Source organism: Polaromonas sp. P1_F6 (assembly GCF_056405695.1).
The window spans coordinates 97,343-109,342 of the sequence record NZ_JBFUBQ010000004.1; the positions used below are offsets into that span (position 1 = coordinate 97,343).

At 63.5% G+C, this 12,000-nt stretch carries 10 protein-coding genes; 1 reads left to right on the forward strand and 9 read right to left on the reverse strand.

Annotation, left to right across the window (positions count from 1 at the left end; all coding sequences use genetic code 11):
- Positions 1 to 16: 16 nt before the first annotated feature.
- Genes can through AC1DY9_RS13805 form a run of 6 tightly spaced genes read right to left on the reverse strand, consistent with a single transcriptional unit; the run spans position 17 to position 4,928 of the window.
- Entirely contained in the window at positions 17 to 709 is a 693-nt protein-coding gene (gene can, locus AC1DY9_RS13780; RefSeq protein ID WP_477666831.1) for a carbonate dehydratase, read from the reverse strand.
- A gap of 51 nt (positions 710 to 760) precedes the next feature.
- On the reverse strand, positions 761 to 1,573 hold the full coding sequence (locus AC1DY9_RS13785) for a hypothetical protein (protein WP_477666832.1): 813 nt from the start codon (positions 1,571 to 1,573) through the stop codon (positions 761 to 763).
- Positions 1,574 to 1,584: 11 nt separating this feature from the next.
- A complete protein-coding gene (locus tag AC1DY9_RS13790; protein WP_457282829.1) occupies positions 1,585 to 2,766 on the reverse strand; it encodes an isovaleryl-CoA dehydrogenase in 1,182 nt (393 codons plus the stop codon).
- A 34-nt stretch (positions 2,767 to 2,800) separates the two neighbouring features.
- The gene (locus AC1DY9_RS13795) at positions 2,801 to 3,244 is read right to left on the reverse strand and encodes a PaaI family thioesterase (protein ID WP_457282828.1); all 444 of its coding nucleotides are present in this window, start codon (positions 3,242 to 3,244) and stop codon (positions 2,801 to 2,803) included.
- A 59-nt stretch (positions 3,245 to 3,303) separates the two neighbouring features.
- Entirely contained in the window at positions 3,304 to 4,497 is a 1,194-nt protein-coding gene (locus AC1DY9_RS13800) for a serine hydrolase domain-containing protein (RefSeq protein ID WP_477666833.1), read from the reverse strand.
- A 26-nt stretch (positions 4,498 to 4,523) separates the two neighbouring features.
- Positions 4,524 to 4,928 (reverse strand): MerR family transcriptional regulator, encoded by a 405-nt coding sequence (locus AC1DY9_RS13805; protein WP_477666834.1) that lies wholly within the window; start codon positions 4,926 to 4,928, stop codon positions 4,524 to 4,526.
- Between the two features lie 104 nt (positions 4,929 to 5,032).
- Here AC1DY9_RS13805 and AC1DY9_RS13810 point away from each other — a divergent pair, with 104 nt between their 5' ends.
- Complete coding sequence (locus tag AC1DY9_RS13810; protein ID WP_477666835.1) at positions 5,033 to 6,130, forward strand: MBL fold metallo-hydrolase; 1,098 nt, start codon at positions 5,033 to 5,035, stop codon at positions 6,128 to 6,130.
- A gap of 232 nt (positions 6,131 to 6,362) precedes the next feature.
- Here AC1DY9_RS13810 and AC1DY9_RS13815 read toward each other — a convergent pair whose 3' ends face one another.
- The 3 genes from AC1DY9_RS13815 to AC1DY9_RS13825 form a co-directional block, all read right to left on the reverse strand.
- Positions 6,363 to 7,007, reverse strand: a complete 645-nt coding sequence (locus tag AC1DY9_RS13815; RefSeq protein ID WP_457282824.1) for a response regulator — start codon at positions 7,005 to 7,007, stop codon at positions 6,363 to 6,365.
- A 115-nt stretch (positions 7,008 to 7,122) separates the two neighbouring features.
- The gene (locus tag AC1DY9_RS13820) at positions 7,123 to 11,427 is read right to left on the reverse strand and encodes a PAS domain S-box protein (RefSeq protein ID WP_477666836.1); all 4,305 of its coding nucleotides are present in this window, start codon (positions 11,425 to 11,427) and stop codon (positions 7,123 to 7,125) included.
- 61 nt (positions 11,428 to 11,488) lie between these two features.
- Positions 11,489 to 11,929, reverse strand: a complete 441-nt coding sequence (locus tag AC1DY9_RS13825) for a response regulator (protein ID WP_348049366.1) — start codon at positions 11,927 to 11,929, stop codon at positions 11,489 to 11,491.
- Positions 11,930 to 12,000: the final 71 nt, after the last annotated feature.

Here is a 12,000-nt window from a genome sequence, read left to right on the forward strand (position 1 = left end):
GCTTGCTTTGCGCCGTTCAGACCAGCTGCTGCTGTTCACCGCCGCCGACGCGGGCGTTCCAGGTGTCCCACACACGGTCGATGGCCTTGCCGTAGAACTTGTTGAGCTCGTCGGGGGCCGACACGCTCATCTGCAGGTCCTGCAGCAGGCCGTCATGCACACCGAAGGCCCAGCCATGCACGGTGACCTCCTGGCCGCGCGCCCAGGCATCAACCATCACGGTGCTGACGGAAACATTGACCACCTGCTCGATGACGTTGATATCGCACAGGGCTTTGGCACGCACTTCCTCGGGCAGGCTGTCGAGGAGCTGGCGGTGGCGGTGGCGCACATCCTGGATGTGACGAAGCCAGTTGTCGGCCAGGCCGATGCGCGCGCCTTCCAGCGCGGCCTGCACGCCCGAGCAGCCGTAGTGCCCGACCACCATGATGTCCTTGACCTTGAGCCGCTCGACGGCGAACTGGATGGCCGAGAGTGCGTTGAGGTCGGAGTGCACGACGATGTTGGCGACGTTGCGGTGAACGAACACCTCGCCGGGCTCAAGGCCGGTGATCTGGTTGGCGGGCACGCGGCTGTCAGAGCAGCCTATCCACATATACCTGGGCGTCTGCTGCTTGACAAGGCTGGTGAAGAAGCCTGGGCGCTCGGCTTCCATCTGCGCGGCCCAGGCGCGGTTATGGGCGAAGAGGTCTTGGAGCGAAGTGGTCATGGGCGTATTTTCGCCTGCCCGCGGGGATGCCGTCCGGCAAGCGGCTGAAAGTCATGTTTCATCGATCGCCCTCGCCTTCAACAGCGCTTTTTCGCCCAGGCATTTATCGGTCAGGGTGGCGAGCTCTTTGTCGCTGAACGGGGCCGAGGGTGTGGGGTTCGGCCCGGACTTCACGATGGATGCATCGACCAGCAAAGGGCCTTCTCCGGAAAAATCACAGACAAAACGGTATTTGCCGTCAGTGAGCGACGCGGTCAGCATCTTCCGGGTCTGGTGCAGCTTGCCGCTCTGGTAGCACCACCTGTCCACCTCACCGTCACCCTGGACCAGTCCGGTCAGGCAGCGGTCTCCTTCGCGTTCATAGAATACGCCCTTGCCTCCCGCAAGGAGTGGGCGCAGGTTCTTGAAGTCAGGCGTTGCGCCGTGCGAATACATCAACTGCTGGGCGGGATAAGGATTTCCGGCGCCATGGGCGTATTCAAACAGCGTGAGGTTTCCCATGCTGGCCCACTTGAACTGCTCACATCCTGTATGAAGCGTCTGGCCCTTGGCGGTGAAAGCCATGGGCTCGTCAAGGTCGATGCTGACGGTTGTGCCGTCCCGCAGGGTGAGACCGACAGCGTACGCCGCGAAGCGGCCCTTCAGGGCGAGCACGGCTTCCTCGGAGACCTCCCCCACCCTTGAGGCATCAAGAAAGACGTTCACGGCCTTTCCCCGCAGCGATTCGGGGACGCCGCATTCGAACGTCGCGTCGGCTTGCGGCACTGCTGCGTAGGGCGGGGGCTCATCTTTCTCGCACGCACCGAGAAGCGCGGCAAGCACGAGCACAAGGAGCCATCTCGCCGTCTGATGTGTCACTGGCATGGGTACTGGCCTTACATGGTCTCGGCGAACAATTCGCGCCCGATCAGCATGCGGCGGATTTCGCTGGTGCCGGCGCCGATTTCATAGAGTTTGGCGTCGCGCCAGAGGCGACCCAGCGGGTATTCGTTGATGTAACCGTTGCCGCCGTAGATCTGCACGCCTTCGCCGGCCATCCAGGTGGCTTTTTCAGCGCACCAGAGGATGACGGAGGCGCAGTCCTTGCGGACCTGGCGCACGTGGTCGGTGCCCAGCATGTCGAGGTTTTTGGCGACGGTATAGGCAAATGAGCGGCCGGCCTGCAGCACGGTGTACATGTCGGCGACCTTGCCCTGGATGAGCTGGAACTCGCCGATGCTCTGGCCGAACTGCTTGCGGTCGTGGATGTAGGGGACGACGTTGTCCATGACGGACTGCATGATGCCCAGCGGGCCGCCGGTGAGCACGGCGCGTTCGTAGTCGAGCCCGCTCATCAGCACTTTCGCGCCGCTGTTGAGGCCGCCGAGAATCTGGCTGGCCGGGACTTCGACGTTGTTGAAGACGAGCTCGCCGGTATGGCTGCCGCGCATGCCGAGCTTGTCGAGCTTTTGCGCAACGGAAAAACCCTTCATGCCTTTTTCAATCAGGAAGGCGGTCACGCCGCGCGCGCCGAGTTCGGGTTCGGTCTTGGCATAGACCACCAGGGTGTCGGCGTCGGGGCCGTTGGTGATCCACATCTTGCTGCCGTTGAGCAGGTAGTAGCCGCCCTTGTCTTCGGCTTTGAGCTTCATGCTGATGACGTCGCTGCCGGCGCCGGGTTCGCTCATGGCCAGCGCACCCACGTGCTCACCCGTGATGAGCTTGGGCAAATATTTTTTGCGCTGCTCATCGGTGCCGTTGCGCTTGATCTGGTTGACGCAGAGGTTGCTGTGCGCGCCGTAGGACAGCCCCACCGAGGCGCTGGCACGGCTGATTTCTTCCATGGCGATCATGTGGGCCAGGTAGCCCATGTTGGCGCCGCCGTATTCCTCACCCACGGTGATGCCGAGCACGCCGAGCGAGCCCATTTTTTGCCACAGGTCCATCGGGAACTGGTCGTTGCGGTCGATCTCGGCGGCGCGCGGGGCGATCTCGGCCTGTGCGAATTCGCGCACTGCGTCGCGCAGTGCGTCGATGTCTTCACCGAGCATGAAGTTGAGTCCGGGCATGTTGGTCATGGTGGGCTTTCTGAAGTCGTATGACGGGATTGGATTAGTAGGTCTTGGGCACGGGCACCAGCGTCTGCTGCATCAGCGCGCAGGCGCTTTCCTTGCCCGCTGCGCCGACGTGCGTGACTTCAGCGGTCGTGACGATGATGCGCTTGCCGGCCTTGACGACGCGGCCCAGGGCGCGCAGCTCGCCGTCCCTGAAACCGGCCATGAAGTTGATTTTGTATTCGACCGTGGTGACCTCGGAATCTTCCGCAGCCATGGTCAGCGCGGCGTAACCCCCGGCGATATCGGCCAGTGCGCCCATCGCGCCGCCGTGAAAGCTGCCCTGCTGCTGCGTCACGCGCTCCGAATAGGGCAAGACCACCTCGCACAGACCGGGCTCCACGCGCAGCAGGCGCGCGCCCAGGTGCTGCATCAGGCCCTGGCGCAAAAAGCTGGCTTCAATGCGGCGAAACAGTGTGGACGGTGCGGCGGTTGCATCCATGGAAGACCCTTTGAACGGATAAAAGGCGGCTCTTGTTTTAGTTGACGTTTACGTAAACGTCAATTATGCCTGCTGGCGGAAGCACTGTCCAAGGGCGGTGAAAGCTTCGCGCGCGACCTGAGAGTCCGTGCGATCGCGTCACGAAGGGGAAAGAGATGTGCATCGCCGGCAAATTGCGCTTCCCGCGAATTGCCCGTATGGACAATCACCATGCGGGCGACGGGATCGACAAAGATATTCTGGCCGCCGACACCCCAGAAAAAGGACCGGCCGCCGGCCGCCTGCGGAATCCAGACGTGCAACCCATAGAACGGGGCCCCCTTGGGCTGCGGCTTGTCCGGCCGCAGCATGACCATCTCGTCGATCCATGCGGCGGGCACGACCTGCCCGCCTGCCGCCTGCCCCCGGTTCAGCACCAGCGCTCCCAGCCGGCCGTAGTCGCGCAGGCGCGCGGCGAACTGGCCTTGAACGCCCTCCTCGCCGTGGAAGTTCTTGATCCAGAAGCCGCCGCCCTCGGCCCCGAGGCGCGACCATATCCTGTCCTCCAGATACGCGGTGTTGCTCATGCCGGTACGTTCGCTCAGCATGAGGCCGAGCAACGCGGTCACCGCGCCGTTGTAGCTGAAGGTTTTGCCGGCGGGCGATCGCTCCGTCTTCTCCTTCAGGTAGCGCCGCATGCTCTGGCGCGGCGAGACGGTGGGGTCGGTCGCGCGGTTGTCCGATATTGCGCCCGCCTCGTAGGCGGCATGAAGCTTGGCCGAGGTGGCCATTCGCAGCAGATCCTCCACCGTGTCGTCGGCAAATGCGCTGGCTCCGAAGTCGGGCAAGACCTGCCTGACGGTGGTGTCCAGCGCCAGCTTGCCTTCCGCGATCGCCACGCCGACCAGCAGCGACAGGATCGTCTTCGACATGGACGCCGAGTGCAGCGCGTCCTGGGCGCCGGTTCCCTGCAGGTATCGCTCATAGACGATCCGGTCCTCATGCAGGACGAGAAGTCCCGTCGTGCAGAAACGGGCCAGGTACTCCTCGAGCGAATGAGCTTCGGGATCCCCGGCAACGCGATACGTCACGTTCTCCAATGGCAGGCCATGGCCAAACACCGCCGGCGCAGCAGCCGCCCGCGCTTCGTTGAACGGAAATCGCTGCTGAGGGTTGAGGAATGAGCCGGTGCATCCCTGTTGGGCCGCCGCGAGGGCGGGCAGGCCCACCGCGAACAGGACCAGGGCCGCGCGGCGCAGGGAATCGATCGTCATGGGGCTAGTCGCAAAGCAGGTCACCGCTACGCCGCCTGCTTCGCCTTCTCAAGTTTCGCCAGCAGCGCCTTGGCCTCGCGCTCGTGCGTTTTCACCTCCTCGATGTTGCCCTGCAGCTCGGTCATCTGCTCCTCCAGCTGTGCACGGTGCTGCGCCAGGATGGCGAGGAACTTGCGCAGCTGCGGCCCGGTGTCGCGCGGGCTGTCATACATGTCGATGATGTCCTTGGCCTCGGTCAGCGACAGGCCCAGGCGCTTGGCGCGCAGGGTAAGCTTGAGCCGGGTACGGTCACGCGCGGTGTAGACGCGGTTGCGCCCGCCCGCGCCTTCGCGCTGGGGCTGCAGCAAGCCCATGTCTTCGTAAAAACGCATGGCGCGCGTCGTCAGGTCAAACTCTTTTGCCAGGTCGCTGATGGTGTAGGTGGTGGCCATGATGTGGTCTTTGCAAACGCGGGCGACAGCGCGAAACAGGCGCGGTCCCTACAATGGTTGTGTATGACGTTTACGTAAACGTCAAATATACCGCGAATGATGACATGAACCTCCTTGAGCAGCAACTGGATTACCCCTTTGGAGACACCCTGCCCGAGTCGGGCATGACCATGGAGGTGGCGCCGGGCGTCAAGTGGATACGCATGGCCCTGCCTTTTGCGCTGAACCACATCAACCTGTGGCTGCTGCGCGACGAGATGGACGACCCGGACCGGGCGGGCGCGAAGATCCAGGGCTGGACCATCGTGGACTGCTGCATCAGCCGGGACGAGTCGATAGCGCAGTGGGAGGCGGTTTTTGCCACCCAGCTTGAGGGCCTGCCGGTGCTGCGCGTCATCGTGACGCACATGCACCCCGACCACATCGGCCTGGCGCACTGGCTGTGTGAGCGCTGGACCACGCCCAAACACGTTTGCATGTTGTGGATCAGCGCCACCGACTACCTGTCAGCCCGCATTGGCTCGCAAAGCACCACCGGCTTCGGCGGCGAGAGCGCCGCGCGCTTTTTTGCCGCGCACGGACTGGTTGACCCGGAATCCGTCGAGAAAATACGCGGCCGGGCCAGCTACTACCCCGGCATGGTGCCGGCCGTGCCGGCCAGCTACGTCCGCATCATGGACGGCATGACGGTTCGGATCGGTGGGCGCGACTGGCGCTGCATCAGCGGCTACGGCCATGCACCCGAACACATCGCGCTGCACTGCGAAGAGTTGAACACCCTCATCAGCGGCGACATGGTGTTGCCGCGCATTTCGACCAATGTCAGCGTGTACGACATGGAGCCGGAGTCGAACGCGCTCACGCTGTTTCTGGAATCCATCGACAAATTCCTGCCGCTGCCTGAAGACACGCTGGTGCTGCCGTCACACGGCAAACCCTTTCGCGGCCTGCACACACGCATAGGCCAGCTGCACGACCACCATCGCGACCGGCTGGCCGAAGTCATGCAGGCCTGCACCGCCGCGCCCTGCAGCGCGGCCGACATACTGCCCATTATGTTCCCCCGCAAGCTGGACCTGCACCAGACCACCTTCGCCATGGGCGAAGCCGTGGCGCACCTGCATGCGTTGTGGTTTGGCGAAAAGCTCACGCGCCGGCTGGATGCCGATGGGATTTACCGTTTCAGCAGCGTTGGTCCGTAAACAGAGCCAGGCGGAGCTGCACTCACAAGCATGGCCGCTATGTTTTTAGTAGCTGCTCGCGCTCGTCCCTATTGGCCTGCAGCCCGATTCGGCACATAGGAATGAGTGATCGTGGGACCCCTTCTTTACCAGCCGGGGCCGCGGAACCGGCTTTGCCGGGCCGCAGGCGCAGCGCCCCCTCGGGGGGCAGCGCATTACACGAAGCCGAAGGCGAAGTGAAAAGCGTGGGGGCTTAACTACGCCACTTCCGGTTAGCCGTCACCAAAGCGGTGAGGTAACCGTGCAGCCATTCAAAGTTGACAGGTTTTTTCAGCAGGTGGGCGTGCTGCGGCAGGCCCCCGCGGGCCTCAATGGCGTCGGGCGGCAGGCCGCTGATCACCACGATTTGCATATCGGCCAGCTGCACGTTGCGTTTGAGCGCCTTAAGCATCTCAATGCCGTCCACGCCGGGCATGGACAGGTCCGTGATCAGCAGGTCGGGCCGCATGCTGGCGATATCCATCATGGCCTCCAGGGCAGATGGCATCCAGGTGCAGTCAACCGGCAGGTCCCAGTCTTCAAACTGGCAGCGGTACAGCTCGCGGGTGTCTTCGTCGTCTTCCACCATCAGCACCCGCAGGCGGCTTTTGGGGTCGGTGTCGACGCGGGACAGCTGTGGGCTGTTTTTGGCCAGGTAGGCGTTGATGGACTGCAGCGCAATGCGGCGGTGCCCACCCAGCGTCTTCCACGCCTCGATTTCCCCTTTTTCAACCAGGGACTGCACCGTCGCAACGGAGAGCCCCAGAAGCTTGGCTGCATAGCTGGTGCCGCAGTAATCCTCGCTGGAGAAATCCGCAGCCGTGATCGCGGCCTCGAAGGACTTGGGTTCACGCGCCATGGCAGACCGAACGGGGATTGGAGTGTTTCATTTTGGGCATTTTAATCAATTCGACTCAATCGCTTCACAGAAAATGATAGTAAGCATCAACTAACACCAGCGGGCACTGCCAGCGTCAGGGAGACAGCGGTGCGGTGGGCAGGGTGAAGAAGAACGTTGCCCCCTTGCCGGGCGCCGCCTCGGCCCACAACCTGCCGCCGTGCCGCTTGATCACGCGGCTGACGGTGGCCAGCCCGATGCCCGTGCCCGGAAACTCCGCGACAGCATGCAGACGCTGAAACGGCTTGAAGAGCTTGTCGGCATAAGCCATGTCGAAGCCGGCACCGTTGTCCCTGACGAAAAACTCCGGCAGCCCCGCGGCATCAAGCTGGCAGCCTACCGTGATTTCGCTGAGGGGTTGCTGGGCGCTGAACTTCCAGGCATTGCCGATCAGGTTTTCCATCACCACCCGGACCAGCCGGCTGTCGCCGTGCGCCTTCAGGCCTTTTTCGATGTTCACCGCAACCTTGCGCTCGGGGTCGCGCACCCGCCATTCGTCCAGGATGATGCGGGCAAGCTCCGACAGGTCCACCACCTTGTTATTCAGGGGGGTGCGCGACACCTGCGCCAGCGACAGCAGGTCTTCAATCAGTTGCCCCATCTGCGCCACGCCGGCCTGGATACGTGCCAGGTAGTGCGTCACCTTCTCGCCGGCATCGGCCCCCAGGTGTTTGCCCAGCAGGCGGCTGAAGCCGTCAACGGTGTTTAGCGGCGAGCGAAGGTCGTGCGACACGGAGTATGAAAACGCTTCGAGTTCCTGGTTGGACAGGCGCAGGGCGGCTTCAATGGCCTTGATCTCGGTGATGTCCGCGTCGATGCCCACCCAAAAGGCCACTTCACCGCGTTCGTCCAGCACGGGCGATGCGCGGTAGGACATGGTGTGCACGCCGTCCCGGGCCAGCACGCGGCGTATGCCCGAATATTGCGACCGCGTCTCCCGGGCGACCTGCCAGCGGGCCCTGATATCGGGGAGGTCGTCCGGATGAATGGCGGCAAACCATTGCGTGCCGGTCCAGTCCTCCATCTTGCCGCCCGCCAGGTCAAACCAGGCGCGGTTGAAGTAGGTGGCCGCGCCGTCCGGATCGCTGGTCCATACCACCTGGGGCGCCTGTTCGGCCAGCGCCTTGAAGAGGGCCTGCTGGCGTTCCAGCGCCAGCGTGCGGTCCGCCACTTTCTGCTCCAGCCCGGTGTTGAGCTGGCTGACCTCCTCGATCAGGCGGGAGTTCTGGATGGCGATGGACGCGAGCTGGGCCAGTTCGAGCGCCACATATTCGTCCTCCTGCGTGAACTCGCCCTGGTATTTGTCGGACAGCTGGAGCAGCCCGATGTTTTTGCCGTCGCGGCCCGTCAGCGGTACGGCCAGCCAGCCGCGCATGGCCGGATGCTTGTCGGCGTAGCTGCCGAAGCCGCGCCAGCGCGGATGCGCCTCCAGCTCTGCCTGTGTCATGCGCATGGACCGGTTGGTCTGGCAGACCAGGGCGTAAATGCCGGTGCCGTCGGGCGCCTCGATCATGTCCCGGTATTTCGCATATTTTTCGGAAAGCGACAGGGCGTTGATGGCCTGCCCCCAGTCGCTGTTCACGGTGAGGCTGACGATCGCCTGGTGCGCGCCTATCACCCCCCGGGCCTGTTCGGCCACCTCGTGCATGGTGCTTTCAAGCGTCTGGTGCCAGGTGATGGCCTGGGCCGCGTCAGCGGCGCGCTGCAAGGTGTACAGGTGTTCCTGGACCTCATTTTCAACCTTGACCTGGGCCGAGATATCCAGTGCCAGGACAAAACGCGCCGGGCGGCCGGCATACCGCACCGAGGTTGAAAAAGGGCGGGCGGTGAAAAACGACCCGTCCTTGCGGCGATGCTCCCAACGCTCCTTGACGATCAAAGGCGAGGCGGCGTGCTGGGTCCGGAGGTTTTGAGCTTCTGCTTCGCTGCGAATGTCGTAGATCGTCATCGACAGAAACTCTTCCATCGTATAGCCATAGCTCTTGACGGCGGCTTCGTTGACCATGAGGAAGCGATAGGTCTCGGCGTCAAAAACCCACATCGGGATCGGCGCCATTTCAAAGAGAGCCGAGTAGCGGTGTTCACTTTCTACCAGCGCCTGCTCTGCCAGCTTGCGCTGGGTGATGTCGCGCTGCACCGCGACCCAGTGGGTGTAGTGGCCTTTGGTGTCGGTGATCGGAACAATGTCGAGCTCCAGCCAGACCTCCTCGCCGCTCTTGGTGTAATTGATCAGCTCGGCGCGCACGGGCTGCCATTTTTCCAGTGCAGCCTTGATGCGGTCGAGCTCGTCCCGCTGCGTTTTGGGGCCCTGCATCAGGCGTGGCGTTTTTCCCAGCACCTCTTCGCGCGTGTAACCGGTACGGCGCTCAAAAGCGTCGTTGACAAAGATGATGCGCGGGCCGGCGCCATCGATGGGTGCGGCCTCGGTGATGAGCACAATGTCGTTGAGCCGGGATACGGCGGTTTCCAGAAGGCGCAGGTGCGCCTGCGCTTCGTGCTGTTCCGTGATGTCCTGCAGCACGCCGACCAGGCTCACAACCTTGCCGTCCCGCTGCAAAGCCCGGCCCTGCGTGCGCACCCAGATGCGCCGGCCCTTTGCCGTGATGAGGGGCAGCTCCAGGTCCCATGGCGTACCCTGCTTCAGGGCAGCCAGGGCGACCGAGCGGATGGTGCGCCGCGCTTCGGGTGCGTAAAAGTCGAGCGCCTCCTCAACCCCCAGGCCGGCCGCCGGATCGAGTTCGTGGATGCGGTAAATTTCTTCAGACCAGTAAGGCGTCATGGTGTCGACAGCGACCTCCCATCCACCGACTTTCCCCAGCGCGCCGGTGCGGTTCAGCAGCTCCGTGCTGCGGGCCACCACCAGTTCCGCGCGCTTGCGGTCGGTAATTTCCTGGATCACGCCGGAGCGGCGGCGCCCCGACGGGCCGCGGCCCGCGCCTTGCCCCTCCTGCCCGGTGTCCCCGGGCTGTGCTTCGTCAGCGCGGCCAAACAGGTGGACCCATCGAATCTCGCCGGCGGACGTGACGATGCGGAACTCAATGTCCAGCGGCTGGTTGGTCCGAACGGACAGATCGCGCCGTTCCTTGAAGGCCTGGCGGTCCCCGGGATGGACCAGTTGCATGAATCTGCCGTGGCTCCTGTCAAAGGTCGTGCGGTCAACGCCGAGCACCTCGTACACCTCATCGGACCACCAGCTTTCATCGGTGCCGGTGTCCAGCTGCCAGTAGCCGATGCGGCCCAGGCGCTGGGCGTCCCGCAGTTTCTGCTGGATGGCTTCGCTGTTTGCCAGTTCAGCCTCCAGGACACTCCGATGTTGCTCAAGCGACTCGGCCATGCGGTTAAAACCTGTGGATATCCTCGCAAACTCCCCGAAGTCGTCAGGCCGGCCTGGCGGTATCCGCACATCCAGCCGGCCGTTCTGGAGCTGCCGGATGGCCTCAAGGATGTTTCGGGTGGGCTCCACGATGGCACGCCCGCCAATGACCCAGGCGACGCCGCCGCCCACAAATGCCACCAGCAACAACACCACCAGTTCCAGCCACAGCTGTTCCCGGCTGGCGCCCACGACCAGTTCGCGGTCCAGGCTGACCGCCACAAAAAAAGCGGCGTGCACGTCGGGGCTGCTGGGCATGAAAGCCCACAGGCGGCGCTGCCCGGTGCCGTCCGGCCCATCGCTGGTTCCGGTACGCATCTGCTGCACGGCCGCCTTCAGCACGGGGCTTCTGGCCACCTGCCCGATTCGTATGGGGAGGTCGGGCTTGCCAGCCAGCAGCACGCCACCACGGTCGTGTATGCCCAGCGCGCCGCCGGGCGGCAGCTGGACGTCGATGGTGGACTTCGCCATCTCGGCCAGGTCTACCGACGCAAAAGCCACAATGTCAACGCGCCCGTCCTTGTCCAGCAGCGGCAACGCAAATGTGATGGAAGGCCGGCCCGTGGCACGTCCCACAATGTATTCACCCACCACAAAGCTGCGCTGCTCAACAGCATTGCGGAAATAGGCACGGTCGCCCAGGTAGCCGAGCCGCACGCCTTCCTGCCCGTTGCACAGCGCATAGCCGTCCGTTCCCACAATGCCGAAATTGGCGTAAAGCGGAAACAGCTTGTTGAGCTCTACAAGGTAGCGGTTGCAGCGGTCGGCGTTGCCGTCCCGCAGGCCGGGCACATGAACAATCGCCGTCAGTATCTGCCGGGCCGATTCCGCCAGGCGCTGCTGGCTGGATGCGGCCAGCGATGCGGCGAATTGCAGGTCGGTCTGGGCGCGCTCGACGGCGGTGTCGGCGTTGTAGACGGCCTTGAAAATGGACAGGCCAAACATCGGCACGATCGCCACCAGCACGAGCATGACAAGGCGGGTCCGCAGCGTGATTTGAAGCTTCATGGCATCAGCGCCGCAGGTACCGGCACCGGGTGTTTCTGGGCCACCGGTGCGTCACGGGATGTCAGCCGGCCGCGATGGATTCATTGACGCCCAGCCAGTACGCCTGCAGGCGGTTGAGCTTTTCGGTCAGCCCCCCAAAATCGACGGGTTTACGGACAAACCCGTTGGCCCCGCTCTGGTAACACGCCACGATGTCGGACCGCTCGCTGGAAGATGTCAGCATGACGACCGGCACCAGCGCGGTCAGGGGATTGGCCCGCACGCTGCGCAGTACGTCCAGGCCGGACAGCTTGGGCAGCTTCATGTCGAGCAGGATGAAAGCCGGCTGCCTTTGCGTGTCGCGCCCCGCATGGGCACCCTGGCCGAACAGAAAGTCCAGCGCCTGCACACCGTCCCGGGCGACGGCAATCTCGGCTGTGACGCCCTGCTCCTCCAGCGTCAGCACGGTCAGTTCCAGGTGGTCCGGGTTGTCTTCAACTACAAGTATGAGTTTGTCGTTCATGTGGACTTCAGGTGCGCGGAGTCAATCCCTGTCGTTTTCTGGTTTTTGGTGTTTTCTCATATTACCAAGTA